25 protein-coding genes, 1 pseudogene and 1 riboswitch are annotated in these 24795 nt (G+C 66.1%); of the genes and pseudogenes, 20 read left to right on the forward strand and 6 right to left on the reverse strand.

The features are described from left to right. Positions 1-28 precede the first annotated feature (28 nt). Positions 29-232: pseudogene (locus GII31_RS01055) on the forward strand (ATP-binding domain-containing protein); the annotation flags it as partial. Here the strand turns inward: GII31_RS01055 and GII31_RS01060 are convergent. Both GII31_RS01060 and GII31_RS01065 read right to left on the reverse strand, forming a co-directional pair. Then, positions 229-714: a hypothetical protein gene (locus tag GII31_RS01060; protein ID WP_213245986.1), complete on the reverse strand. Its 486-nt coding sequence runs from the start codon at positions 712-714 to the stop codon at positions 229-231. The pseudogene GII31_RS01055 and the gene GII31_RS01060 sit on opposite strands and share 4 nt — an antisense overlap. A 76-nt stretch (positions 715-790) precedes the next feature. After that, positions 791-1138, reverse strand: a complete 348-nt coding sequence (locus tag GII31_RS01065; protein ID WP_213245988.1) for a hypothetical protein — start codon at positions 1136-1138, stop codon at positions 791-793. A 652-nt stretch (positions 1139-1790) separates the two neighbouring features. On the opposite strand from GII31_RS01065, the gene GII31_RS01070 reads away from it, so the two are divergent. The 17 genes from GII31_RS01070 (at position 1791) to GII31_RS01150 (ending at position 20759) form a co-directional block, all read left to right on the forward strand. Beyond that, a complete protein-coding gene (locus GII31_RS01070) occupies positions 1791-2204 on the forward strand; it encodes a cupin domain-containing protein (protein WP_213245990.1) in 414 nt (137 codons plus the stop codon). Positions 2205-2207: 3 nt separating this feature from the next. Beyond that, the gene (locus GII31_RS01075) at positions 2208-2759 is read left to right on the forward strand and encodes a dimethylamine monooxygenase subunit DmmA family protein (RefSeq protein ID WP_213245992.1); all 552 of its coding nucleotides are present in this window, start codon (positions 2208-2210) and stop codon (positions 2757-2759) included. 5 nt (positions 2760-2764) lie between these two features. Then, positions 2765-3769, forward strand: coding sequence for a PDR/VanB family oxidoreductase (locus GII31_RS01080; RefSeq protein WP_407649960.1), 1005 nt, complete (start codon positions 2765-2767; stop codon positions 3767-3769). Continuing rightward, positions 3766-5313, forward strand: coding sequence for a heme-dependent oxidative N-demethylase family protein (locus GII31_RS01085; RefSeq protein ID WP_213245995.1), 1548 nt, complete (start codon positions 3766-3768; stop codon positions 5311-5313). Before GII31_RS01080 ends, GII31_RS01085 begins: the two co-directional genes overlap by 4 nt. Further along, positions 5310-6335, forward strand: a complete 1026-nt coding sequence (locus GII31_RS01090; protein ID WP_213245997.1) for a PDR/VanB family oxidoreductase — start codon at positions 5310-5312, stop codon at positions 6333-6335. The genes GII31_RS01085 and GII31_RS01090 overlap by 4 nt, the downstream gene beginning before the upstream one ends. Then, positions 6332-7363 (forward strand): heme-dependent oxidative N-demethylase family protein, encoded by a 1032-nt coding sequence (locus tag GII31_RS01095; protein ID WP_213245999.1) that lies wholly within the window; start codon positions 6332-6334, stop codon positions 7361-7363. The genes GII31_RS01090 and GII31_RS01095 overlap by 4 nt, the downstream gene beginning before the upstream one ends. Before the next feature lie 51 nt (positions 7364-7414). Next, complete coding sequence (locus GII31_RS01100) at positions 7415-8755, forward strand: ammonium transporter (protein ID WP_213246000.1); 1341 nt, start codon at positions 7415-7417, stop codon at positions 8753-8755. A gap of 280 nt (positions 8756-9035) precedes the next feature. Next, complete coding sequence (glnT, locus tag GII31_RS01105; protein WP_213246002.1) at positions 9036-10385, forward strand: type III glutamate--ammonia ligase; 1350 nt, start codon at positions 9036-9038, stop codon at positions 10383-10385. 90 nt (positions 10386-10475) lie between these two features. Further along, positions 10476-11372 carry a class II glutamine amidotransferase domain-containing protein gene (locus tag GII31_RS01110; RefSeq protein ID WP_260840230.1) on the forward strand — a complete coding sequence of 299 codons (897 nt, stop codon included), beginning with the start codon at positions 10476-10478 and terminating at the stop codon, positions 11370-11372. 96 nt (positions 11373-11468) lie between these two features. Continuing rightward, entirely contained in the window at positions 11469-12188 is a 720-nt protein-coding gene (locus GII31_RS01115) for a protein glxC (RefSeq protein WP_213246006.1), read from the forward strand. A gap of 38 nt (positions 12189-12226) precedes the next feature. Next, on the forward strand, positions 12227-13558 hold the full coding sequence (locus tag GII31_RS01120) for an FMN-binding glutamate synthase family protein (protein WP_213246008.1): 1332 nt from the start codon (positions 12227-12229) through the stop codon (positions 13556-13558). Positions 13559-13569: 11 nt separating this feature from the next. After that, the gene (locus tag GII31_RS01125; RefSeq protein ID WP_213246010.1) at positions 13570-14757 is read left to right on the forward strand and encodes an NAD(P)/FAD-dependent oxidoreductase; all 1188 of its coding nucleotides are present in this window, start codon (positions 13570-13572) and stop codon (positions 14755-14757) included. 73 nt (positions 14758-14830) lie between these two features. Then, positions 14831-15577, forward strand: a complete 747-nt coding sequence (locus GII31_RS01130; protein WP_246222046.1) for a helix-turn-helix domain-containing protein — start codon at positions 14831-14833, stop codon at positions 15575-15577. Between the two features lie 432 nt (positions 15578-16009). Then, complete coding sequence (locus GII31_RS01135; RefSeq protein ID WP_213246012.1) at positions 16010-16396, forward strand: LuxR C-terminal-related transcriptional regulator; 387 nt, start codon at positions 16010-16012, stop codon at positions 16394-16396. Between the two features lie 73 nt (positions 16397-16469). Beyond that, a riboswitch (ZMP/ZTP riboswitch) is annotated at positions 16470-16548 on the forward strand. 20 nt (positions 16549-16568) lie between these two features. Continuing rightward, positions 16569-17948: an NAD(P)/FAD-dependent oxidoreductase gene (locus GII31_RS01140; RefSeq protein ID WP_213249645.1), complete on the forward strand. Its 1380-nt coding sequence runs from the start codon at positions 16569-16571 to the stop codon at positions 17946-17948. A gap of 103 nt (positions 17949-18051) precedes the next feature. Next, positions 18052-18759, forward strand: a complete 708-nt coding sequence (locus tag GII31_RS01145; RefSeq protein ID WP_213246013.1) for a P-loop NTPase family protein — start codon at positions 18052-18054, stop codon at positions 18757-18759. Continuing rightward, the gene (locus GII31_RS01150) at positions 18759-20759 is read left to right on the forward strand and encodes a YhgE/Pip domain-containing protein (protein ID WP_213246015.1); all 2001 of its coding nucleotides are present in this window, start codon (positions 18759-18761) and stop codon (positions 20757-20759) included. Before GII31_RS01145 ends, GII31_RS01150 begins: the two co-directional genes overlap by 1 nt. Positions 20760-20813: 54 nt before the next feature. Here the strand turns inward: GII31_RS01150 and GII31_RS01155 are convergent, their stop codons facing one another. Beyond that, complete coding sequence (locus GII31_RS01155) at positions 20814-21623, reverse strand: sulfite exporter TauE/SafE family protein (RefSeq protein WP_213246017.1); 810 nt, start codon at positions 21621-21623, stop codon at positions 20814-20816. Between the two features lie 43 nt (positions 21624-21666). Next, complete coding sequence (locus GII31_RS01160) at positions 21667-22122, reverse strand: DUF5313 domain-containing protein (RefSeq protein WP_260840231.1); 456 nt, start codon at positions 22120-22122, stop codon at positions 21667-21669. Positions 22123-22230: 108 nt separating this feature from the next. On the opposite strand from GII31_RS01160, the gene GII31_RS01165 reads away from it, so the two are divergent. Both GII31_RS01165 and GII31_RS01170 read left to right on the forward strand, forming a co-directional pair. Continuing rightward, the gene (locus GII31_RS01165) at positions 22231-22695 is read left to right on the forward strand and encodes a MarR family winged helix-turn-helix transcriptional regulator (protein WP_213246026.1); all 465 of its coding nucleotides are present in this window, start codon (positions 22231-22233) and stop codon (positions 22693-22695) included. A gap of 97 nt (positions 22696-22792) precedes the next feature. Continuing rightward, a complete protein-coding gene (locus GII31_RS01170; RefSeq protein ID WP_213246028.1) occupies positions 22793-23284 on the forward strand; it encodes a hypothetical protein in 492 nt (163 codons plus the stop codon). Positions 23285-23365: 81 nt separating this feature from the next. On the opposite strand, the gene GII31_RS01175 is transcribed toward GII31_RS01170, so the two are convergent. Continuing rightward, entirely contained in the window at positions 23366-23893 is a 528-nt protein-coding gene (locus GII31_RS01175; protein ID WP_213246030.1) for a DUF1697 domain-containing protein, read from the reverse strand. An 87-nt stretch (positions 23894-23980) separates the two neighbouring features. Further along, positions 23981-24751 carry a methyltransferase domain-containing protein gene (locus tag GII31_RS01180; protein WP_213246033.1) on the reverse strand — a complete coding sequence of 257 codons (771 nt, stop codon included), beginning with the start codon at positions 24749-24751 and terminating at the stop codon, positions 23981-23983. Positions 24752-24795 lie beyond the last annotated feature (44 nt).

The raw sequence follows: 24795 nt of genomic DNA on the forward strand, positions 1-24795 counted from the left end.
GGAGGTGTGGCACGACGGCGTCGACTGGTACTACGGCCACGTCCTCGGCTTCAAAGGACTTGAACGGCGGGCGGTGGTACTTGCCCTCAATGAGTCCAGACCTCGGGAGCGATCCAAAGAGCGACTGTACGTTGGTCTTTCACGGGCGCGTGACCAGCTTGTGGTGTGCGGCGATCCCGAGTTCGTCCGCGACGTCGGTGGGCCCTACGTCGCGAAACGGCTTGGACTCTAGGGGGCGGGGCGAGGCTCCTTGCGCGTGCGCCGGGCCCCCTTGGGTGCTGCCTCGGCGACGGTGGTGTGGTTCCACGAGATGTCGGCGGGGGCGGTTTTGCTGCCGGCGTAGCCCTCGGCGGTGTCGCGCCATCCGCTCACGTAGTTGAGCAGTGCCCCGTACACGCCCAGCTCGGTGGCGCTCCACAGATGCTTGGACACATCACCCACACACTCCTTCTGCTCGGCCTTCGACAGCAGCGCGAACCACGGGTAGAGCGTGTTGACGGCCGCCGTCAGATCGCCGTCGGCGCCGAGGGTGGCGCGCAGCAGCGCCGATGCCAGCGCTATGCCCTTCTCCTGCTGGTAGAGGTCGTCGGCGCGCATGAGGATGAGGTCGTCGGCGTCACGACGGGTGACGTGTACCGGTCCGTCGTCGGTGAGGGCGACGACGTCGCGGGGGCGGCGAAGGAGTTCGGTGAAGGTTTCGGTGGCGGCGACCATGCGAACATACTAGCGGTCTGACAAATCTTTGACAAAGGATTACTATAGAACAAATGTTCGACTGCAACTCAGTGTCTCACAGGGCGCGAAGCGTCTCGTACAGGCATTCCAGCCGGGCCAGGGTCTCCTGCTGCACCTCGATGATCGCCTCGAGTTCATCGAGCACCTCGGCCTTGGTCTCGTCCCGGGGTGTTGTGGCATCACCGTCCTGGACCAGGGTGATCAGCCGGAGGAATCGTGCGGCGGTCGGGTCGGCAGTGGTCGGTGCGGCGGTGGTCGTGTCAGCGCGGGTGAATGGGGTGTCGGTGGTGGCACCGTCGGCCTGGATGGTGCTGCCCAGCGCGGGATCACCGAGATAGCAGACCGATGGGTGCGATAGTGTCGACGGCGCCTGGTGGCCGGTAGTGCTGTTCTGTGCGGACATGCGACTCCTTTCGAAGGTCAACCTTCTGCGGTAGAGCCGGTGCGACGAGGCTCCCCGATGACTCGATTTTTACAGACTAACCACCGATTCGTTTAGTTCGGGGTGAATCGGAGAAATGTCTTCGCCGGGGATTATTGTGAAACCGGGTGAGATGTCGGCTGTCGGGTGACTCCTGGCGTGGCGGCCGTGGATGCGACGGTGCCGAAAAGTCACTATGACCTGGTTATTCAGGGTGCCTGGGTTGAGTTGTGGCGTGGATGTTTCGGAGTGTCGCATAACTTACGTTACGGTAAGAATGCCTTCGGGTTGTGCAATTCGATGCGGTCCGGACTGTATTTATTCATTGCGCGATCGGATATTCCATCCGATATTCAGCACAATAAATGACCACGGCAGTCTGGCGTGAGAGTGTGCACGAAAGTGAATACCATTTTGTGAAATCATGCACTATTCGGGTGCGTGGAAGTGTGACGGACTGTCAGGTATTTGCCAATCGTGGCGTCAGCCCCGGACGGGAGGCCCGGGTCGCGCGTGCGGTAACTGTCAACACTGGCGTCACATGCCGGAAATACTCCGTCTGTTTCATAGTGGGTGACAGAGTTTCCTCTCGTTACTCAGTCCCTCGTCAAGCGAAACACCCAAGGAGATCGTCATGACCATCGAAGCCACCGAATCGACCGCCGCGGAGTCCGCCGAAGCCACCGCTCTCCCGTTCCGGGTCACCAGCGGCGCGTTCACCGCTCTGCCCAAGATGCCCGATGCCGAGTTCCCGGGCACCGACGGCTACATCGGTGACGTGTACGAGAATCCCGACGGCAGCGAGATGTGCAGTGGCTACTTCGTGCTCAACCACACCGACGCCCCGCTGTACTACGAGTACGAATACGACGAGATGAAGGTCGTCCTCGAGGGTGAGTTCCTGCTTGAGAACAAGGAGACCGGTCAGAAGCTCGTGGCCAAGGCCACGGATGCGATCTTCTTCCCCAAGGGTTCCAAGATCTACTTCAGTACCCCCGACCGGGCCCTGGCCTACTACTGTGGCCACCGCGACGCCACCCTGCTCTGAGCCATGACGACCCAGCTCGAGTACACCAGTGTCCCGGCGTGGGCTCGTGCACGTGATGATTCCGATTCCGTGCTTCCGGACGACGGTGCCGCCGCCTACATCGTCGCCGGAATCGGTGAGCGAGGCACGGAGCTGACCGGCCGATGGCGCGAAGCCATCGGTGGGTCGGTTCCGGTCACGGCCATCACCGGGGACGACGCCGACAGTGTGGTCGCGATGATCGAGTCGGCGATCGGGGCGGCAACGGTCGGGGTCCGACTGTTGGTCGCCGGACCGGTGGGGGACTGCCTGACAGTGCGCGCCCGCGCCCTGAACTCGGGGCTCGAAGACGACGAGATCCACGTCGTGGCAACCCGGCAGGGGCTGATCAGGGTGTTCTGCGCGCACTGTCGCGCCACCACCGATACCGACGCCGGAATCGACGATCTGGTGCCCTGTGCGGGCTGTGGCCGCGACCTGCTCATCTACTACCACGTATCCCGGAGGAAGGGCGCCTATCTGGGATTCATGGCCGACGCCGAGACGGCGACGAGTGCGACGGAGGTGACCACATGACGCTCATGGCCGACTCCGTGGGGGTGATCGCGACGCCTCGGCCCGGACCGTACTGGGCCGGCGGAACCGCGACGCTGGTCCTGCGGAAGATCGTCGACCAGTCGGTCGGCATCCGTACCTTCACCTTCGCCGCCCCGGACGGATCACCCCTGCCGGCATTTGTGGCGGGCAGCCATCTGGTGGTGCGGACCGGCGAACGAACCAACGCCTACAGTCTTGTCTCCGATGGCACCGCACCCAGCGAGTACAGCATCTCGGTACTCCGGGTGGCCGACGGCAATGGCGGTTCCCGCTGGCTGCACGACACATTGACGGTCGGCGGCACCGTGGAGGTGATGCTGCCCCGGTCGGCGTTCGCGCCGGTCGCCACCGCGCGTAAACACCTGCTCGTCGCGGGTGGGATCGGGATCACACCGATGATCTCGCACCTGCGTGCCGCGCGCCGCTGGGGCCGCCTCACCGAGGTGCTCTATGTGCACAGGGAGGCGAACGCGGCGCATCTCGACGAGCTCGCGCAGCTTGCCGAAGGCGCTCCATGCACCATCGAAACCTTCACCGGCCGAGATGAGTTCACGGCACGCCTGGCGCTCGGGCTGCGTGGTCAGCCCGTCGGCACCCATCTCTACGTGTGTGGGCCCTCGCCGATGATCGACGACGTCGTCGGCGCGGCGGAGGCGGCGGGCTGGCCGCGCTCGCGGATCCACTTCGAGCGTTTCGGCACCGATGCGCTCGACGCCGGCGATCCGTTCCGGGTGCGGCTGGGCTCGGATGGACGTACTCTCAGTGTCCCATCGGGTGTCAGCATGCTGGAGGCGCTGGAAGACGGTGGCATAGAGGTTCGCAACCTGTGCCGCCAAGGGGTATGCGGCGAATGCCGTATCCCGGTCACGGGCGGCACGCCGCTGCACCGTGACCACTACCTCAGTGACGAGGAAAAGCACGCGGGCACAGTCATCATGCCGTGCGTGTCCCGAGCCGACGCCGGCGCGATCCTGGAGGTTCCGCTGTGACCACTGCGCTATCCGTTCCCCCGATCCATGCCCTGAAAGGGCGGATCGCGGCCTTTCCCTATCCCTTCCCGGAGGACACGTACCGGTACTCCACCAATGTCGAACCCGCGAACACCCCGAATACCACTGCCGCCGGTGGATGGGGCGCCACGATCATCGACATCGACGAGGACTATCACGCCGAACTCGCCGAACGCGCGACCGTTCTCGCCGCCGACCCCACCCGCCACGCGGTTCTGCCGCACATGCGCCCCGCCGCGTGGGACGCGATGCTGACGGTGATGGGTGAACTCGCCGGCGCCTATCCGGACCGGATGTCGCTACGGAATCTCGGCGGCGACGTATGGCGTTGGCACAACGCGATACTCGATGACACCCGCGAGTTCCGCTACGGCGACGAGGCCTCACTCGGTCAGGAGCCGTTGGCGTACATCACCACCCAGGTGCAGGAAGATATCGCGCTGCTCGACCAGCGGAACGAGCAGCTGTACGTCGACGCCGGAGTGGTGACCTTCGCCGCGGACTGGAGTTTCGGCTTCGACGTCGGCATGAGCTTCCTGGAGATCCACGGACCCGTCCCCCGGGTCCGCCGCGACGGCGTGATCACCCGCGCGCACGACTTTCTCAAACGGCTTCAGCCGCACCAGCCGTACCGGCGCACCAACTGGACCCTGACCATCGGGCATCGCCTCGACGTGTCCACCGAACGCTACCCCGACTGGGGCCCGGATCGGGAGATGATCCAGTCCGTCGCCGACGACGAGTTCGGCCGGCTGGTGAATCTGCGGGTGGAGGTACAGCACCTGATCCGGCTGCCGGACTCCGGTGCACTCATGTTTCTCATCCGCACCTACATGCTTTCGTTGGAAGAGCTTGCGACAGTGGAGGACTGGCGGGTGCGCACGGCGCAGGTGCTGGCCGCGCTGCCCGACGACATGGCCGAATACAAGGGGATCATCAAATACCGGGACCGGGCCGCGCGATGGCTCACGGAGGCGGCACCCGCCGCCACCGGCGGGCACTCCCCGCGCGAACCGGTTCCGGGGCTGCCGGAATGGCCGACGGTACCGCCGGCGGTGGACGTGACCGGTGCCTCGTTCCTGATCGTGTCGATCGGCCAGGACCCGCAGACCTCGCACGCCGCCCGCGGTTGGGTGCGGGCCGCCGAAAGCGCCGGACCCACGCGGATGCTCGTTCTGGACTCGCTGGCCGCCGACGCCGATGCGACGGCACTGCGTCAGGCATACGGCGAACTACGCACCGGGAGCAGGATTCTGGTCACCGGTTCGCAGTACGCGGTGATGATGGCGTTGGCCTGGGCGTACGACGCCGGGGCGATTTCAGCCGAACTGACGGCGTTCGTCACCGACCTGGGCGACCTGCCGATGTATTGCGCGCACTGCCGGGACATCCACCGCGTCGTCGGTGCACCCGGCGGTGTCGTGACATGTCCAGGGTGTTCGCGACGGGTGCAGATCCACGGCCATCACGCGCCACGGCTCGGTGGCTTCCTGGCCTCGGCCGCCGCCGAGGAGCCGTCATGACGGCGGCGGTGCGGGTGCCCGGGCATGCGGCGGCACCGGTGATCGGCGGTGCGCACCAGCATCCGGGTTATGCGACCGGACGACGTGAGATGCGGGTCGTCGAGATCACCGAGCTGACCGCGGGCATAAAGCATTTCCGGTTCGCGGCGCCGGACGGGTCGATGCTCACCCCGTACGCGCCGGGCAGCCACATCATCATCACCATCGGAGACGGCGGGGACCGCCGCAACGCCTACTCGCTCGTCGACGACGGCATGTACCCCACCACGTACGCCATCTCGGTGCTGCGCCGAGGTGAGGGCGGCGGCTCGGATTGGTTGCACGAGCACCTGGTGCCCGGGATGGCCGTCGAGATCGAGGGCCCACGTTCGATGTTCGCCCCTGTCGGCGATCAGCGGCATGCGCTGCTGGTGGCCGGAGGCGTCGGCGTGACCCCGGTTCTCTCGCATGCACGCGCATTGCTCCGCGACGGCAACACCGCCGAGATCGTGTACTCCTACCGCCCCGGGCACGCGGCTCATCTCGAGGACCTGCGGGCGATCGCCGACAGGCCGGGCATCGCGCTGTTCGAGGCACATACCGTTGACGACACGGTCGCGGTGCTACGGGAACGTCTCTCGCAGCAGCGATTCGGTACCCACGCCTACGCCTGTGGGCCCGGACCGCTGCTGGAGACCTATACCGACCTCGCCGCCGAGGCCGGGTGGCCGTCGGCGCGGGTGCACCTGGAGCGTTTCGCCGCACCCGAGCAGGATGCCGGTGAGCCGTTCACCGTGCGCGTGGCCTCCACCGGAGCAGAGATCGACGTGCCCCCCGGTGTGTCGCTGCTCCAGCGCCTTCTCGAAAATGGTGTGCCGGTATCCAATATGTGCCGGCAGGGAGTGTGCGGTGAATGCCGTATCCCGGTCAGCTCGGGTGACATCACCCATCGCGACCTGGTGCTGAGTGAGGATGAACGTGCCGCGGGCAACACCATGCTGTGCTGCGTCTCGCGCGGAACCGATATCGAGGTGGACCTGTGACAACGACCGAGCCGACCGAATTAACTTATGCGGCACGCGAGTACCTGAGAAGTCCCGTCGACCATCTGGCCAATATCCCGTGGCCGTTCCCCGATGAGCTCGAGCGCTTCTCCTACAGCGTCAACGTCGAACCGGCCCGCATCCCGCGACCCACCCGCGGCGGCGAATGGGGCAGGCATCTGGTGGATCTCGGTGGTGCGGAGTACCTGAGCCACATGGCCGAGCGCAGACGCATCCTCGACGCGGACCCGTCACGCACGCGGGTGCGGCCCGGAATGGAACCCGCGTGCTGGGATCTGCTGCTGTACTACCTGCGTGATCTGGCGATGTCCTATCCCGAGCTGATGCATCTGGACGATCTGGGAGAGGCCCGATTCCACTGGCGCAACGACCTTCTCGGAACCGACCAGCACTTCGTCCTCGGCGACGGATCGTCGATACCCGGCGGCCCGCTCGATTTCCTCGCCCGCGAGGTACCCGACGACCTACTGCTCGTCGTCGAACGTGACGGCCGGCTGTACTTCGACGCCGGTATCGTCACCTTCGCGGCCGCCTGGTCGGTGTCCTTCGACGTGGGTATGGACATGTACCAGATCCATGCTCCCGTACCGGGACTCATCCGCGACGGCGTGGTCGACCGGGCCGAGCAGTTCCTGCGTAGGCTGCCCGCCGATCAGGTGTACCGCCGGGTCAATTGGACGCTGTCGGCGTCGGACTCGCACAAACTCGATGTGAGTCTGGAGGAACTGCCTCAGTGGTCCTCGGACATCGACACCATGCTCGGTGACCGCGATTTCGGCCGGGCACGATTGCGTATCGAGTTGGAACACTTCATCCGCCTGCCGATGTCGGGTGCGGTAACCTTCAATATCCGCACCTTCATGGCCTCGCTCGACGAGGTCAAGCGGATCCCCGAGTGGGCCGACCAGCTTGCCGACGTCATCGAGAACCTCGATGAGGACATTGCCGCCTACAAGGGCTTTTTGCACTACCGCGACGACGTTGTCGCATTCCTGCGTGCTCGCTGAGCACGTGCTCATCAGATCCCGACAACATCGATACCCCGTGAGGTAGCACCTATGGATCCGGTCATCGCCGCCAACGGCGACCTCGCGTGGATGCTCGCCGCATTCGCGCTCGTTCTGCTCATGTTCCCCGGCCTGGCCTTCTACTACGGCGGAATGGTCGGTGCCCGAAACGTTCTCAACGTGATGACGATGGTCCTGTCGACACTCGGCATCACCAGTGTGCTGTACGTGTTGTATGGCTACGGCCTGGTTTCCGGCGATTCGATCGGCGGCGGATTCATCGGCAACCCGGTGGATTATCTCGGCCTGCAGGGCTTCCAGGCCGACGACGGCAGCGGCACCACCCAGGGCGTGTATTTCGCGGCCTGGTTCATCCTGTTCGCCGCCATCACCATCGCCATCGTCGCCTCCGGCGCGGCCGGACGGATGAAGTTCACCGCCTGGCTGGTGTTTGCACCCATCTGGTTGACGCTCGTGTACTTCCCGCTGGCGCACTGGGTGTTCTCCGCCGACGGCGAGGACGGCTTCCAGGGTGGCTTCCTGTTGAACGACATCAAGATTCACGACTACGCCGGCGGCACCGCGGTGCACATGAACTCCGGTGTCGCGGCGCTGGCGCTGGCGGTGGCGATCGGTGCGCGCAAGCGCAGGGTGGAGCGTCCGCACAATGTGCCGATGGCGTTGCTCGGCGGCGGCATCCTGTGGTTCGGCTGGTTCGGCTTCAACGGCAGCTGTGCGCTGGGCGCGAACTTTCTGGCGCAGTTCGTGATTCTCAATACGCTGCTCGCCGGCAGCGCAGGCATGATCGGGTTCTGTATCATCGAACGGTTCCGGGAAGGTCACGTCACCTCGCTGGGCCTGATGACCGGTGCCATCGCGGGTCTGGTCGGTATCACCCCGTCGGCGAACGCGATGAGCCCGCTCGGCGCGCTCGGCGTCGGAGTCCTCGCCGGGGCGGCTGTCGCGTTCCTGCTCAGCCTCAAGGGCAAGGTGAAGGTCGACGACGCGCTCGACGCGTTCGCGGTGCACGGCGTCGGCGGCATCGTCGGCACCTTCTGCATCGTGCTGTTCGCCTCCGAGTCGGCCCCGGCGGGTGTGCGCGGCGTGCTGCTCGGCGGTGACTGGGAGATCCTGTGGCGCGAACTCGCGGGCATCCTCATCACCTGCACGTTCTCGTTCGTGATGACCTACCTGATCGCCAAGGCCATCGACAAGACGATGGGTCTGCGGGTGGACGACGACACCGAGATGGGGGGCCTGGACCCCGTCATCCACGCGGAGTCGGCCTACGAGATCCCTGCCGCCGGTGTCGGGCACGGCGGACTGACGTCGGCCTCGGCGAACAAGCTGGCAACGATGGGTGCCGAGCCGGAGAAGGCGGCCACGACGTAGTCATTCCGCCGGCTGCCATTCGCCGGTTGAGGTGTGAGCCTGCGAGCCTCGAAACCCGGTGAGACGGACATTGTTCTCTCACCGGGCTTCGAGGCTCGTTGCTTGCGCTCGGTACACCTCAACCGGCTCATATGGGTCCTGATGACTCAATCGGCGAAGGGGCTCCGACACGAGCACCTCACCGATCTGTAACAGTGGCGCAATAAACCGGGTGTCTACTATGTGTAGACAATGATTCATCCGAGTGGACAACCGCCCGGACTTTCCCCCGGAGACCACCATGACAGCTGATACCACCGAGCTTGCCGACCTCTGTGCGAAGCACGGCACCAAGTTCATCCTCGCCATGTTCGTCGACCTGCGCGGCAAACCCTGTGCCAAGCTCGTACCGGTTTCCGCCGTCGACGAACTCGCCACCAAGGGCGTCGGATTCGCCGGCTACGCCGTCGGCGCCATCGGACAGGAACCCAAAGATCCCGACCTGATGGCCGTACCCGACCCGGCATCGTTCCTGTCGGTGCCGTTCATCAAGGACGGCCTGGCGATCGTGCACTGCGATCCGCACGTCGAAGGCAAGCCGTGGCCGTTCGCCCCGCGCGTCATCCTCAAATCCCTCATCGAACGCGCCGCCGACGCCGGCTTCGAACCGTGGGTGGGTGCCGAGGTCGAATACTTTCTGCTCAAGAAGGCCGCCGACGGACGTCTGGTGACCGCCGACGACGCCGACGACGCCGATCAGCCCTGCTACGACGTGCGCGGCCTCACCCGCATGTACGACCACCTGACCAGCGTGTCCGACGCGATGAACCAGCTCGGCTGGAGCAACTACGCCAACGATCACGAGGACGGCAACGGCCAGTTCGAACAGAACTTCCAGTACGCGGAGGCGCTCACCACCGCCGACCGGGTGATCACCCTGCGCTACATCCTGAGCACCCTCGCCGCCGAGCGCGGCATGGTGGCCACGTTCATGCCCAAGCCGTTCGCCGAACGCACCGGAACCGGTCTGCACCTGCATCTGTCGCTCACCTCCGCCGGCAACCCCGTGTTCCCCGGGTCCGAGGGCGAGGACAGCCGCGGCCTGGGCCTGTCACCGACCGCCTACGGATTCCTCGGCGGAGTGCTCGAGCACGCGCCCGCTCTGCAGGCGCTCATCGCGCCGACGGTCAACTCCTACAAGCGAACCGGTGCCACTGCCACCCGCTCGGGTGCCTCGTGGGCGCCGCGCCGGGCCACCTACGGCGGCAACGATCGCACCCACTACGTGCGGGTCCCCGACGAACAGCGTCTCGAACTGCGCGGTGGTGACGGCGCGGCCAACCCGTACCTGGCCATCGCGGCCGCGCTCGGCGCGGGCCTGGACGGCATCAAGCGCAGCCTCGATCCCGGCGCGCTCGGCACCTGTCCCGCGCACATCAGCGAGCTGCCGCTCACGTTGCTGCACGCCATCGAAGCGCTCGACGCGGACTCCGTCGTCAGCGGTGTGCTCGACGCCGCGATTCCGGACGAATGGCCCGAGGGGCAGCAACGGGTTTCCGAATACTTCTCCCATCTCAAGCGGGAAGAGTTCTTCTCCTGGCACTCGGCGGTGTCGCCGTGGGAAGTCGAGAAGTACCTCACGGCGTTCTGAGGTTCCGGACGCCCCCATCCCACCAGGTTCCGAGGCCCGTCGCCGACGCTCCTCGCACCTCAACCAGTTGAATTCGAAGGAAACATAGACATGTGTGGAATTGTCGGACTACACCTGCGCACCCCTGAACTCCAGCCCCGGCTCGGCGAACTGCTCGCCCGGATGCTCGGCGAGATGCAGGACCGCGGAGCCGATTCGGCCGGAATCGCCGTCTACGGCAACGATGCCTGGTCGCCCGCCGGACACGGCTGCGTCAGCGTGCTCGACGTCGAGGCCACCCCCGCCGAGGCCGTGGCGGCACTCACCGGCGCCGTCGGGCAGACTATTGAGGCCAAGCTCGTCGACGAGACGCTGGTGATCTCGGCGCCGGTGGCCTCCGAGGAACTGCTCGCCGTGGTCAAGGCCACCTATCCGAACGCGCTGATCGCCGGTTTCGGCACTGATCTGACGGTTCTCAAGGGCGTCGGCACGCCGCGCGATCTGGCGGCGCGCTGGGGATTGGCCGGAGCGTCGGGGTGGCAGGGAGTGGGACACACCCGGATGGCGACCGAGTCGGCGGTCACCCCGTCGGGTGCCCACCCGTACGCGGTGGGACCGCAGCAATGCCTGGTGCACAACGGATCGTTCGCCAACCACGCCACCATACGGCGCGAACTACGCTCCGCCGGAATCGAATTCGACAGCGAGAACGATACCGAGGTGGGCGCCAGGTTTGTCGCCGACCAGCTCGCGCAGGGCAAGGACGTGGAAACCGCGCTCAAGGAGGTGTGTGCCACCTTCGACGGCTTCTACACGCTGCTGGTGTCCAACCACGATTCGTTCGCCGTGGTGCGCGACGCCATCGCGTGCAAACCGGCGGTGATCGCCGAAACCGACGACTGGGTGGCCATGGCCAGCGAGTTCCGCGCGCTCGCGCACCTTCCGGGTGTGGATAACGCCAACATCTGGGAGCCCGAGCCCGAAGTTGTGTACGCCTGGACGCGGTAGCGGCCTGTGATTGTAGCCCGCGCCGGCGGCCGTTGATCCTGCCGGCGATTTCCTCAGCCGAATAACACTGATACTTTCCATGATCGGAGTCAACTCATGACCGACACCATCGCTGCGCCCGAGGTCGCAGCCGAGACCAATCTGCACAGCTTCGACCTGTCGGCCACGCCGCTACGTGAGGTGAACGCCACCTTGCACGGACCGATCACCGGCGAGGTGCTGATCACCAATCCGGCAGGCGCGCACAGTGTCGCCGCGGGGGTGGACGCGCCGCTGGTCATCACGATCGACGGGCACGTCGGTTACTACGCGGCCGGAATGAACCAGCAGGCCACCGTGCTCATCAACGGTAACGCCGGCACCGGTGTCGCCGAGAACATGATGAGCGGCACCGTGATCGTGGAGGGCAACGCCTCGCAGTCGGCCGGTGCGACCGCGCACGGCGGCCTGCTCGTGGTGAAGGGCGATGCGGCCGCCCGCTGTGGGATCTCGATGAAGGGCGTCGATATCGTCGTCGGGGGCGATGTGGGCCACAACAGCGCGTTCATGGCACAGGCCGGGCGCATGGTGGTACGCGGCGATGCCGGTGACGGACTGGGCGATTCGATCTATGAAACCCGCCTGTACGTGCGGGGTTCGGTCGCATCGCTGGGAGCGGACTGCGTGGCCAAGCCGATGCGCCCCGAACATATCGCGGAGCTGACCGCGCTACTGGCCGCCGCCGGGTTCGGCGACGACGATCCGGGCGAATACACCCGGTACGGGTCGGCGCGGACGCTGTACCACTTCGCGGTGGACAACGCCTCGGCGTACTGACACCCGGCCCATCGACGACACGATAAGGATTCAGGACAATGACAGACAACCTCAGTGTGGAACAGCGGGGGCTGCGGGAATCCGCCACCTTCGACCGGGCGACGATCGCCGCGATCCAACGATCGGCGCAGACGGGTATCTACGACATTCGCGGGTGGGGCGCCAAGCGCAAGCTACCGCATTTCGACGACCTGTTGTTCCTGGGTGCGTCGATGTCGCGGTACCCGCTGGAGGGGTACCGGGAGAAGTGCGGCACCGATGTGGTGCTAGGTGCCCGCAATGCCAAGTACCCCTTGCATCTCGACACCCCGGTCACCATCGCCGGAATGAGTTTCGGTGCGTTGTCGGCCGGCGCGAAGGAGGCCCTCGGGCGCGGTGCGTCGGAAGTCGGCACCTCCACGACCACCGGTGACGGCGGCATGACGCCGGAGGAGCGCGGACAGTCCAAACATCTGGTCTACCAGTATCTTCCGTCGCGCTACGGGATGAATCCCGACGATCTGCGCAAGGCCGATGCCATCGAGGTGGTGCTCGGCCAGGGGGCCAAGCCCGGTGGCGGTGGAATGTTGCTGGGGCAGAAGATCTCCGAGCGTGTCGCCGGGATGCGGACGCTGCCCGAGGGGATCGATCAGCGCAGCGCGTGCCGGCATCCGGACTGGACCGGTCCGGACGATCTGGCGATCAAGATCAACGAGCTGCGGGAGATCACCGACTGGGAGAAGCCGATCTATGTGAAGGTCGGCGCCACCCGGACCTACTTCGATGTCAAGCTCGCCGTGCATTCGGGCGCCGATGTGGTTGTGGTGGACGGTATGCAAGGCGGTACCGCGGCCACCCAGGATGTGTTCATCGAACATGTCGGTATCCCCACGCTGGCCGCGATCCCGCAGGCGGTGCAGGCGCTGCAGGAACTCGGTGTGCACCGGCAGGTGCAGCTCATTGTCTCGGGCGGAATCCGTAACGGCGCCGACGTGGCGAAGGCGATGGCGCTGGGTGCCGACGCCGTGGCCATTGGTACCGCCGCACTGATCGCCCTGGGGGACAACGATCCCCGGTACGAGAAGGAGTACGAGGCGATCGGCTCGGCCGCCGGATTCTACGACGACTTCCAGGACGGCAGGGATCCGGCCGGTATCACCACCCAGGACCCGGAGCTGGCGGCGCGGTTCGATCCGATCGAGGGCGGGCGCCGGCTGGCCAACTTCCTGCGCGTGCTGACCATGGAGGCGCAGACCATCGCCCGCGCCTGTGGGAAGGCGCACCTGCAGCACCTGGAACCGGAAGACCTGGTGGCGATCTCGATCGAGGCCGCGGCGATGGCGCGGGTACCGCTGGCCGGTACCTCCTGGATTCCGGGGGCGGGGCTGTGACAGAAACGGCTGTGACAGAAACCGCGGCGGCGGTGATCGTCGGTGGCGGTCTGGAAGGGGCCGCCACCGCGTGGGCGCTGGCCGACCGGGGCGTCACCGATGTCGTCGTGTGCGAGCGCGGCACCGTCGCATCGGGGATGACCGGCAAGTCGTCCGGTATCGTCCGCTGCCACTACGGGGTCGGTTCGCTGGCCGCGATGGCCGCCTATGGGCTGGAGGTGTTCGAGAAGGCCGAGGAGATCTTCGGTACCGACATCGGCTTCCGGCAGACCGGTTACGTCGTGGGGGTGGGTGAGGCCAATGTCGATGCGATGCGCAAAAGTCTTGCCGCGCAACGCGAGGTCGGCGTACAGACCGAGGAGATCGACAAGTCGGACGTGGCCGCGATGTGGCCCACCGCCGACCTCGAGCCGTTCGCCGCGTTCGGCTGGGAGGAGCGCGGCGGATACGGCGACGCCTATCAGACCGCGCAGGCGTTCGCGGCGTCGGCGCGTGCGGCCGGGGTGCGCGTCCGGCAGGGTGCGGCCGTCACCGAACTGATCACCAACGGCGAGAAGGTGACCGGCGTGCGGCTGGCCGATGGGACGTCGATCGGTGCGGACACCGTGGTCGTGGCCACCGGCGCGTGGACCGCCCCGTTCCTGGCGCGGTACGGCATCGACGTACCCATCAAGGTGCACCGCGAACAGATCGTGATGATCGACCCCGGCGTGGAGCTCGGTGCGGTGCCGGTGTTCTCGGATCTGGTGTCACTACAGTACGTGCGGCCGGACGTGCGCGGCGAGATCCTTTTCGGCAACAGTGATCTGGCCGAGCTGGAGATCGCCGACCCCGATTCGTACCTGAACCGGGCGACCGAGGAGTTCATCGACCTGACCGTCGACAAGGTGGGCACCCGTTTCCCGGACTGGACCGAGGCGGCCATCAGCAGCAGCTACGCCGGATGCTACGACGTCACCCCCGACTGGAACCCGATCATCTCCGCGGGGCCGCTGGACGGGCTGGTGATCGCGGCGGGGTTCAGCGGTCACGGCTTCAAGATCGCACCGGCCGTCGGGCGGCTGGTCGCGGACATCGTCGTCGACGGTCGCAGCAGTGACCCACGCATCCCGGAAACCGACTTCAGGTTCTCCCGCTTCGCGCAGGGTGACCTGCTCACCACCCGCTTCCCGTACGTGGGGGCGGGGGAGATGAGGTGACAGGTTCCACCTGAGGGGACACTCACAGTGAACAATGTCCCCTCTGGTGGTTCCTTGTCGCTATTCTGGCCCGATGACCGCCGAGCACAGCGCCGCCGACCACAGTGCTGCCGACCACAGTGCTGCTGACGACAGTGCTGCTGACCACAGTGCTGTTGGGCAGATCGATCCGGAGACGGCGGCGGAGCTGATCCGCAACCAGTCGGGCACCGCGCGCGAACGCACCGTCGACCGGCCCGTCGAGGAACTCGAACTCGAAACCGCGATCGCCCGCAACGTGCGCCGGCTGCGACTGCAGGCCGGGCTGTCGGTCGGCGACATGGCTGCCAGGGCCGGCATCTCCAAGGCGATGCTGTCCAAGATCGAGAACGCGCAGACTTCGTGCAGCCTGAGCACCCTGGCCAGACTGTCCACCGCCTTCGATGTTGCGGTGACCTCGCTGTTCGGTGGTGCCGACGTCGAACGGTCGGCGGTGTTCGTGAAAGCCGGCGAGGGCTCGGCGATTGTCCGCGAGGGATCTCGCGAAGGTCATGAGTACGAGCTCCTGGGCTCGCTGCGCGGTGAACACAAGCGGCTGGAGTGCCTGCTGGTGACGCTGACCGAGAAGTCGGTCACCCAGCCGCTGTTCCAGCATCCGGGCACCGAGTTCCTCTACATGCTCGAAGGTGTCATGGACTACGCACACAGTCGCTCGGTGTACCGGCTCGCGCCGGGGGACTCGATGCAACTCGACGGGGAAGGGGTGCACGGCCCGGTCGACCTCATCGAGCTGCCCGTGCGGTTCCTGTCGGTGATCGCCTTCCCCGACTCTGCGGTCTGACAACGCTGCGCGCGTGTGCAATTAGGCCGCGGTAGCGGACGCGACGGGCGGCCGCGGCTGTGCGGCGCGTGAACTGTCAACTATGAAGTAGTCGGACTGTCGTCCGCTGAGTGTATCGACGGATGCCGCAGTCAGGTTTATCGTCAAGGGACGAACAAGCGTTACAAGCCCCTCCGGGGACCCTTTGGGTGGCAGTGAGCGGGTGGCTTGAGGTCGTGAAAAGTGCCGAAAGGCCCAGTTTTTGAGCACTTTTCCACTTAGGTTAGGCAACGTTGCCCCTAGTCCTGGTGTCGCACGATTATTCGTCTATGCGAGGGTGCGGCTTTTGGCATATATTCAGGTTCGCGGCGGGAAACTTTGCGTTCGAACATCCACGGATTGCTGATGCGAATCAGATGTCGTGGGTGTCGATCCTGGATGTAGGAGAATCTGATGACAGCTTCGCTCGTGTCCCGTGGACTCATAGCCGACCCGTCCCTGCGTGTCGGTGTCAGCGCCGTGGGCGACAGCGGCGTCGTCTCCCCGCGACTGAGCGCGCGGGAGGTCGAAATCCTCTCGACGTGGCTGGTCTGCGACACGAAGGTGGAGGTCGCCGACAAGCTGTTCGTCACCGCCGCCACGGTCCGTACGCATCTGGCCCGCATCCGCTCCAAGTACCGCGACGTGGGTCGCCCGGCCGGCACCAAGATCGCGCTGCTGATCCGCGCGGTCGAGGACGGTTACTGCACCCTCGACGACATCGCCTGCAAGCTCGATTTCGGCGCACACGACGAGGACGATGACGGCGTCGTCGCACCGGTGGTGTCGGTCGTCCGCTGACGGTTCTCCCGCCCGGTCACCGCGCACCCCGGATGGTGCAAACGGGGTGCGCGCACGATTGCGTGTGTATTAGCATCGGGAGTGCGACTGGCGTAGCCGGAGTACCGGCATGGAGCGTTTCGACGACGGCATCGACCGCCTGGGTGCCGACGATGAACCGAAAGGATGCGCCATGTCCGCAGCGCCGGCAACTACTCCAGCGCGCCACCACATCGTCGTCATCGGATCCGGATTCGGCGGATTGACCGCCGCCCGTGAACTGGCCAAGGCCGACGTCGACGTGACGGTGATCGCCAAGACCACCCACCACCTGTTCCAGCCACTGCTCTACCAAGTGGCCACCGGCATCATCTCCGAAGGGCAGATCGCACCGCCGTTCCGGGTGGTTCGACGTAAACAGAAGAACCTCACGGTGGTGCTCGGCGAGGTCGAGGACATCGATATCGTCGGCAAGAAGGTCACCTCCAGGCTCCTCGAACGGGTCACCACCACCTCCTACGACAGCATCATCATCGCCGCCGGCGCGGGTCAGTCGTACTTCGGCAACGACCGTTTCGCGGAGTTCGCGCCCGGTCTCAAGACCATCGACGACGCCCTCGAACTGCGCGGACGCATCCTCGGCGCATTCGAGCAGGCCGAACTGTCCGACGATCCGGCCGAACGTGACCGGCTGCTGACCTTCGTCGTGGTCGGTGCGGGCGCCACCGGCGTCGAGATGGCCGGCCAGATCGCCGAGATGGCGAACAAGACGCTCAAGGGCACCTTCCGGCGCATCGACTCGACCACCGCACGGGTGATCCTGCTCGACGCCGCACCCGTCGTGCTGCCGCCGTACGGCGGCAAACTCAGCCGGAAGGCCGCGGAGAAGCTGGCCACACTCGGTGTCGAGGTGCAGCTCGGGGCGATGGTCGTCGACATGGACTACGACGGCCTCGTCGTCAAGGACTCGGACGGCACCACCCGCCGCATCGAGAGCCAGTGCAAGGTGTGGTCGGCCGGTGTCGCGGCCAGCCCGCTGGGCAAGCAGCTCGCCGCGCAGAGCGAGGTGGAGCTGGATCGGGCCGGACGGGTGAAAGTCCTTCCCGACCTGACCATTCCGGGGCACCCTGAAGTATTCGTGGTGGGCGACATGGCCTTTGTCGAAGGCGTGCCCGGTATGGCGCAGGGCGCGATCCAGGGCGCCCGCTACGCCACCGATGCCATCAAGGCCGGACTGTCCGGTGCCACAGTCGAATCCCGCAAGCCGTTCAGCTACTGGGACAAGGGTTCGATGGCCACCATCGCGCGGTTCAGCGCCGTCGCGCAGATCCCGATCCCGGGCACCAAGAAAACGATCGAGACGGCGGGCTTCTTCGCCTGGCTCGGCTGGCTGTTCCTGCACCTGATGTATCTGGTGGGCCATCGCAGCCGGTTCACCACGTTCATCGACTGGACCCTTGCCTTCACCACCCGTTCCCGCAGCCAGCTCGCGGTCACCGAACAGCAGGTGTTCGGGCGCCACGCGATCGAGAAGCTGGAGCAGCGATCGGACGGCGACAAAGAAGTCGCCTGACCCGGCACCGCAGGCACGTCCATCGGCGGGGGAATGCACCGTACTGAGCATGGATGAGCGATAGTGCATATCGTCAGTTGCGATCAGACAACGGGAGGTGCTGATGGTCCGGTCGGCGATCACCGCACGCGCAATCGCCCAGTCGGGGCCGTGGGGGCCTGTCTACGGACCCATCGACCTCGACATACCCGAGGGCGGGCTGAACGTACTCGTCGGTCCCGCGAGCGGCGGCCGCACCGCCCTGCTGATGACTCTGGCCGGGCGGATGAAGGCCAAGAGCGGTGATCTCGACGTATTCGGCGATACCGCGTCGCGCGACATCTTCCGCCGGGCCGGGATGGTAGGTATCGAAGGGCTCGACGCCATCTACGAGTCGGTGCGCGTCGTCGACCTGGTGACCGAACAACTGCGCTGGGACGCGCCCTGGTACACGCTGGTACCCCGGGCGCGTCCCGAGGACCTGCAGCGGGTGTGCGGGCAGGTGTTCGGCGACCTCCCGCTGCCCGGCCTCGACGAGTATGTCGAGGAACTGCCCGAACTCGACGGGCTGCTGCTGCGGATCGCCCTCGGCAACACCAGGACGCCGCCGCTGCTGGTGGTGGGCGCGATCGATCAGGTGGCCAATGACCGCGACCAGCGGCTGCTGGTCGACCGGCTTGTCGCGCTCGGCGCCCGGCAGACCGTCGTCACCGCCTCGGCCAACCCGCTGCCGCCCGACGTGGGCTGGCGCACCCAGACCGCGGTGCCCAACCTGCTGCAGCATCACCTGCTGATCGACCAACTGGACGCACGTGGGGAAGGTGGTCGCTGATGCTGGCCGGAATGTCACTGGGCACCGAGATCCGGCGATATTCGCGGGGCACCCTGCCGCGCATCGCCGTCGTCGCGATGGTGCTGCTGCCGCTGCTGTACGGCGCACTCTATCTGTGGGCGTTCTGGAACCCGTTCGGCGAGGTCAACAAGATGCCCGCCGCACTGGTCAACCTCGACAAGGGCGCCGACAACGACGGGAAGAAGATCAACGCCGGCGACCAGGTGGCCGCCGCGCTGAAGAAGTCGGGGGAGCTGAATCTCACCGAGATGTCGGCCGACGACGCCCGCCGCGGGGTGGCGGACGGCGACTACTACTTCTCCATCACCCTGCCCGAGGACTTCTCGGCGGCTGTCGTCTCACCGAACACTGACAACCCGCACAAGGCGCTGCTGCAGTTCACCTTCAACGACGCCAACAGTTATCTGGCGAGCGTCATCGGACAGAACGCGGCACGGGAGGTGCTGGCCAAGGTCGGTGACACCATCGGGCAGCAGTCCGTCGATCAGGTGCTCGTCGGTCTGACCACCGCGGGCACCGGCCTCGACAAGGCGGCGGCCGGGTCCAAGAAGCTCGCCACCGGGCTGGGGACCGCGGATTCGGCTGCGCAGCAACTCTCGTCGGGCGCCACACTGCTGTCGGAGAATCTGAACACCGCCCGCGACGGCGGCGCCCAACTGCAGGCCGGAGCGGCCGAACTCGCCGCCGGGGTGCAGTCGGCCACCGGGCCACTGTTGGGCGTGATCAACCGGATTCAGAGTTCGGGGATCGCGCCGTCGACGTATCTGACCCAGGCACGAGAACTGAGCACCGAACTGTCGCCGATCCTCGAGGGACTCTCGTTCGCCGGGTCGGCCCAGTCCGAGGCCTACCGGTCGGTGCAGCAGATCATCACCTTCCTCAAACTCGACCCCAACCCGGCCGTGCGTGAGGCGGCCACACTACTTGCGCCGGCGGCGGAATTCCTGTCCACACAGGGATTGAACCCGCAGACCACCGCCCGCGTCAACGAGCTGAAACAGACCAGCGCCACACTGTCGGAGCAACTGTCCGATCCCGGTCTGCGGGCGATGCTGACAATGCTGGAGAACGGCGAACTCGGCACCCAGGTCACCCGGCTGCGGGACGGTTCGGCGCAGCTGAAGGCCGGCGTCGACACCCTCGCCGGTGGACTCACCCAACTCGCGGCAGGCGGACAACAACTCGCGGACGGAGCCGGTCAGCTCGCCGCCGGCACACCACAACTCAAGGCGGGCGCCGAGGAACTGGCGACCGGGCTCGAAGACGGGGCGAAGCAGATACCCACGTGGACCGAACAGCAGCGGCTCGGGACGGCGGCGACGCTCACATCGCCGGTGGCACTGGACATGATCCACGACAACGAGGCGCCCAACTTCGGTTCCGGTTTCGCGCCGTTCTTCATGACACTGGCGTTGTTCATCGGCGCGATGCTCATCTGGATGATCCTCAAACCGCTGCAGTCGCGGCCCATCGTCAACGGGGTCGGCGCCATCCGGACGGTGCTCAGCTCGTACTGGCCGGCACTGCTCATCGCCCTCGGACAGGGCATCGTCCTGTACCTGGTGGTGCACTTCGGACTCGGACTCGACGCCGTCCATGTGGCCGGGGCGATCGCGTTCGTGATACTTGTCAGCGCCACCTACCTGGCGATCATCCAGATGTTCAACGCGATATTCGGGATACCCGTCGGACGTGTGGTGACACTGGCCTTCCTGATGCTGCAGATGGTGTCGTCGGGAGGTATCTATCCCGTGGAGACCACCGCCACACCGTTCCAGATATTGCACCCCTTCGACCCGATGACCTACGCCGTCAACGGAATGCGCCAGCTCATCAACGGCGGCGTCGACGAACGGCTGTGGACATCGGTGGCGGTGCTGCTCGGGCTGCTGGTCGCGGCGCTCGCGGTCAGTGCGTGGGCGGCGCGGCGCAACCGGGTGTACACGATGGACCGGCTCTACCCCCCGATAGAGATATAGGTGACAAAGATAGAGGCGAGGAGATACGGGCGCGGATGCGGACCGGCCGGGTGGTCAGGCGAACACCAACCGGACCAGGCCGATGATTCCGACGACGACGATCGTCGCGCGTAGTGCTGTGGGGGACAGCCGCCGACCGTAGCGGGCGCCCAGTACCCCGCCGATCAGCGAGCCGGCCGCGATGAGTCCGGCCGCGGCCCAACTGATCCGGTCGAACGCGGTGATGGTGTAGGTGACCGCGGCGACGATGTTGACGATCAGTGACAGCAGATTCTTGACGGCGTTCATGCGCTGCATGTCGTCGGGCACGATGATGCCCAGCGCCGCGATCAGCATGATGCCCTGGGCGGCGGTGAAGTAGCCGCCGTAGATGCCGATGAGGAATGTCGCAGTGATCATCGCGGCGACCCGCACCGGCGTCATCGGCAGCCGATGATGGTCGGTGCGTTCGTCGGCGACGGCCCGCACGTCGAAACCGGTTCGCCTGGCAACCCAGCGCTGGATGCGGGGCTGGGCCACCACCAGGACGAGTGCCGCGACCATCAGGATCGGGACGACCGCCTCGAACACCGATTCGGGCAGGTGCAGGAGCAGATAGCAGCCCACCAGCGCACCGAGGAACGAGGCCGGCATCTGCCACTTGAGCTGCCGCCACTGGCCCGACAGCTCGCGCCGGTAGCCCCACGTCCCCGACACTCCGCCCGCCACCAGGCCGATCGCGTTGGAGATGGTGGCGGTGACCGGTGCGTAGCCGAACGCGACCAGCGTCGGGAACGTGATCAGGGTGCCGCTGCCGACCAGGGTGTTGATGGCACCCGCACCCAGGCCCGCGGCGAAAATGGCGAGGATTTCGGTGATGGTCATGCCCTACACGGTGGCACGGCACCGTCCACCGCGCGTACCGGGGTCAGCTTGTGGTCGCGCCCCGGTCGCCGTGAATGGCCTCGTAGGCCGCGCGTTCGGCCTCGGCCTCGCGCTGGCGCCGTTGCGTGAGCGTGGTGCCGTCCAGGCCGTTCTTCTGCAATCGGCGGGCCCGGTTCTGGGCCATGTAGGAGAGGGAGAAGATGAACGCCAGCGACGCCGCCAGCGCGACCATCGCCAGACGGATACCCACCTGCCCGGGAAAGCCGAAGTAGAACGCCAGGTAGATCGGCAGGAAGCTGAACTGGCTGCGCAGCAGATGGCGGGGAACGGCGAAGGCGCCGGTGAGGTCGTTGTACACCCATGAACGGTTCTTCGCCGGGAGTGCCGCACCGTAGGCGTAGCTGATCCACCGCAGCGGGTTGGGGCGGTGGATCGGGTCGTGGCGGCCGTCGGCGATAGGTTCCGTTGCGCCGGTGGTGCTCAGTTCAGGGCTGCTCATCAGGGTCCTCGCTGTGATCGCGGGTTAATTGATCGTGCACTATCAAATATCGCACAACTGTCGAGGCGATTCAATCGTGCGCGACCGAAATCACCTAGAATGGGATGCATGGCCGTCACGATCACTGTGGATGACAACCCCCTCCTGCTCGAACGGCAGGTGTGCTTCGCGCTCGCCGTCGCCAACCGGTCGGTGCTGCGCATCTACCGCCGGCTACTCGACCCGCTCGGCCTCACCCATCCGCAATACCTGGTGATGCTGGCGCTGTGGGAATCCGAACCGATGGCCGTCAAGGAGATCGGGCACGTGCTGCAACTCGACTCCGCAACACTGTCGCCGCTGCTCAAACGGCTGGAGGCCAACGGGCTCATCGAGCGTCGGCGACGCGGCGACGACGAACGCAATGTCGACATCGTCCTCACCGGCGCCGGTCGCGACCTGCGCGAACAGGCGCTGGCAATACCGCCCGCCGTCGTCGGGGCACTCGGCGTGGACCGCGAGGTACTCACCGAATTGCACAGTGTGCTCACCAAGGTGAACGCGGCGGCGTTGCGGGCCGAACAGGCCGAGTAGGTCCAGCGGTACCGGTCGCCGAACGTACTTATGCGCATTTTTGGGCGGGTGCCCGGACCGGCTAGGGTCGGAGGGGACCCGACAGAGAGGCATACCGATGTCGACAGTAGCGATAGTGGTCATCGTCGTCGTCGCGGTTGCGGCGATCTTCCTGCTCGTCGGGGTGGTGTGGTTCGCGTTCGACTCCAACAAGCGGGTCCGCGACTTCGCCCGCTCCACCGACCTGATTCCCGGAAAAGCCGGTCGCGCACCCGAATCGTGGACCACCGACACCTCGAGGGAAGCGCTGCTGCATCAGCGGATCCGCTACGCGATGCTCGACGTTCACCAGAATCCGGCACTGCCGCACGATGATTCGCTGGTCGCCGCACGTGACCGGCTCGATGACGCCGCTTTTGAACTCGACGACCGGCTGATCGAGATCGCCGGGGACGAACCCGGTGACGCGCACGATGACGCCCTCGACCGTGCGGAGCGGGCCATCAAGGCACTGGAGAAGCTGCCCAAGAAACTCTGGGAAGCCCCCACCGACGAGCAACTCGAAGATCTGGCCAAGGCCACCGACGCCGTCCGCGCCGGTACCGAGTGATCGATGCCGAGCCGTCCGTGCTCGTACGGCGACCGCTCGGCAGTCCCCGCCCGCCGGGCCGTGAACCGGCCGGACTGTGAGCTACCCGGCCAGGGCGATGAGCTTGGCGACCGTGCGCAGGTTGCGGCCGGTGCCGGTGACGCCGAGCGCCCTGGCGATCGCCGGCGGCGTCAACGTCGAGGTACCGGCACCGCCGGCATAGCGGATATGCAGATTGTCGCCGATCACCGCGAACCTGTCGTCGCCGAAGGATCTCGCCGCGAAGTCCCGGACCCGCTCCGGTCCGGGAATCGCGGTGAGCGGATACAGATAACTGAACTTCTCGTCGATCACCTCGAACGGATGCGCCGCCACCGCGGTCTCCAGTTCGGACACCGAACGGCTGATGACCTCACGGAAGAACCCGAACCGGGCCTCGATCGCCGACTCGAGCGCACGATCGAACCGGGCGGGGTCACCGGGCGGCACGCAGAGCAGATTTCCGGAGGCGATGTAGGTGGACACATCCGAGGCGCCGAGCGAGGCGGCGATCTCCCGCAGATCGGCCATCGGCAGCTTCGCGGTGCCACCCACGTTGATCGCCCTGATGAGGACAACGCGGCGGGCCATCCCCCGAGTATCCCACAGCATAATGAGACCCATGTCCGACGTTCGGCCGTCAGGTGGGTGACCGAGGTGGTAGGCACCCGGACCTGATCAGGGTTGCGGGGAGGCCACGGCGAAGGTGCGGCGAAACGGCATGACGGTGCCCCAGCGCCGGGCGGGGTAGGCCTGGCGCAGCCGGCTCTTGAGGTCGGCGGTGAACTGCTCGCGCAGGTCACCGTCGAGGGCCTCGAGGTAGGGGCGGGCGCCGGTGGCGGAGATCCAGTCGAACACCGGGTTGTCGCCGCGCAGAATGTGGCGGTAGGTGGTGGACCAGGCGTTGACGGCGAAACCGCGTTCGGCGAAGAACTCCAGATAGTCCTCTGGTTCGATGCGGGGCAGCGCGCGGACATCGGCCAGCCGCGCGCGGAAAGGTTCGGACTCGGCCAGCTCACGGACCGACGAATGGGTGGGCGAGTCGACATTGTTGGGGACCTGCACGGCGAAACTTCCCCCGTCGACGAGGAACCCGAGCAGCCTGTCGATGACCGCGAATTGATCGGGCACCCATTGGAACATCGCGTTGGACACGATCAGATCGACCGGGGCGAACGGCTCCCACGTCGTCACGTCGGCGATGTCGTAATTCAGGTGCGCGTCGCAGTTCTCACGGAGCGCGACGTCGACCATCTCCGGCGACGAATCGATACCGAGAATGTCGGCGTCGGGCCAGAACGTGCGTAGGTGCCGCGTGACGCTGCCCGTGCCGCAACCCAGGTCGACGATGGTGGTGGCGGTGGTGCGGACCTGGCCGATCAGGTCGAGGTATGGCCGCGCGCGATCGTCGGCGAACTGCAGGTATCGTGCGGGATCCCAGGTCGGCATGAACCCAGGGTAGGTGGTTCCGGGGCGCGATCGCAGTGCCAAAG

Origin of the sequence: Gordonia pseudamarae, assembly GCF_025273675.1 — a bacterium.
In the GTDB taxonomy this organism is placed as follows: domain Bacteria; phylum Actinomycetota; class Actinomycetes; order Mycobacteriales; family Mycobacteriaceae; genus Gordonia; species Gordonia pseudamarae.

Excerpts from the sequence above, each read along its gene's own strand:
- GII31_RS01060 (WP_213245986.1), bottom strand. The coding sequence starts at position 714 with ATGGTCGCCGCCACCGAAACCTTCACCGAACTCCTTCGCCGCCCCCGC.
- GII31_RS01065 (WP_213245988.1), bottom strand. The coding sequence starts at position 1,138 with ATGTCCGCACAGAACAGCACTACCGGCCACCAGGCGCCGTCGACACTA.
- GII31_RS01070 (WP_213245990.1), top strand. The coding sequence starts at position 1,791 with ATGACCATCGAAGCCACCGAATCGACCGCCGCGGAGTCCGCCGAAGCC.
- GII31_RS01075 (WP_213245992.1), top strand. The coding sequence starts at position 2,208 with ATGACGACCCAGCTCGAGTACACCAGTGTCCCGGCGTGGGCTCGTGCA.
- GII31_RS01080 (WP_407649960.1), top strand. The coding sequence starts at position 2,765 with ATGGCCGACTCCGTGGGGGTGATCGCGACGCCTCGGCCCGGACCGTAC.
- GII31_RS01090 (WP_213245997.1), top strand. The coding sequence starts at position 5,310 with ATGACGGCGGCGGTGCGGGTGCCCGGGCATGCGGCGGCACCGGTGATC.
- GII31_RS01100 (WP_213246000.1), top strand. The coding sequence starts at position 7,415 with ATGGATCCGGTCATCGCCGCCAACGGCGACCTCGCGTGGATGCTCGCC.
- glnT (WP_213246002.1), top strand. The coding sequence starts at position 9,036 with ATGACAGCTGATACCACCGAGCTTGCCGACCTCTGTGCGAAGCACGGC.
- GII31_RS01110 (WP_260840230.1), top strand. The coding sequence starts at position 10,476 with ATGTGTGGAATTGTCGGACTACACCTGCGCACCCCTGAACTCCAGCCC.
- GII31_RS01115 (WP_213246006.1), top strand. The coding sequence starts at position 11,469 with ATGACCGACACCATCGCTGCGCCCGAGGTCGCAGCCGAGACCAATCTG.
- GII31_RS01120 (WP_213246008.1), top strand. The coding sequence starts at position 12,227 with ATGACAGACAACCTCAGTGTGGAACAGCGGGGGCTGCGGGAATCCGCC.
- GII31_RS01130 (WP_246222046.1), top strand. The coding sequence starts at position 14,831 with ATGACCGCCGAGCACAGCGCCGCCGACCACAGTGCTGCCGACCACAGT.
- GII31_RS01135 (WP_213246012.1), top strand. The coding sequence starts at position 16,010 with ATGACAGCTTCGCTCGTGTCCCGTGGACTCATAGCCGACCCGTCCCTG.
- GII31_RS01140 (WP_213249645.1), top strand. The coding sequence starts at position 16,569 with ATGTCCGCAGCGCCGGCAACTACTCCAGCGCGCCACCACATCGTCGTC.
- GII31_RS01145 (WP_213246013.1), top strand. The coding sequence starts at position 18,052 with ATGGTCCGGTCGGCGATCACCGCACGCGCAATCGCCCAGTCGGGGCCG.
- GII31_RS01150 (WP_213246015.1), top strand. The coding sequence starts at position 18,759 with ATGCTGGCCGGAATGTCACTGGGCACCGAGATCCGGCGATATTCGCGG.
- GII31_RS01155 (WP_213246017.1), bottom strand. The coding sequence starts at position 21,623 with ATGACCATCACCGAAATCCTCGCCATTTTCGCCGCGGGCCTGGGTGCG.
- GII31_RS01160 (WP_260840231.1), bottom strand. The coding sequence starts at position 22,122 with ATGAGCAGCCCTGAACTGAGCACCACCGGCGCAACGGAACCTATCGCC.
- GII31_RS01165 (WP_213246026.1), top strand. The coding sequence starts at position 22,231 with ATGGCCGTCACGATCACTGTGGATGACAACCCCCTCCTGCTCGAACGG.
- GII31_RS01170 (WP_213246028.1), top strand. The coding sequence starts at position 22,793 with ATGTCGACAGTAGCGATAGTGGTCATCGTCGTCGTCGCGGTTGCGGCG.
- GII31_RS01175 (WP_213246030.1), bottom strand. The coding sequence starts at position 23,893 with ATGGCCCGCCGCGTTGTCCTCATCAGGGCGATCAACGTGGGTGGCACC.
- GII31_RS01180 (WP_213246033.1), bottom strand. The coding sequence starts at position 24,751 with ATGCCGACCTGGGATCCCGCACGATACCTGCAGTTCGCCGACGATCGC.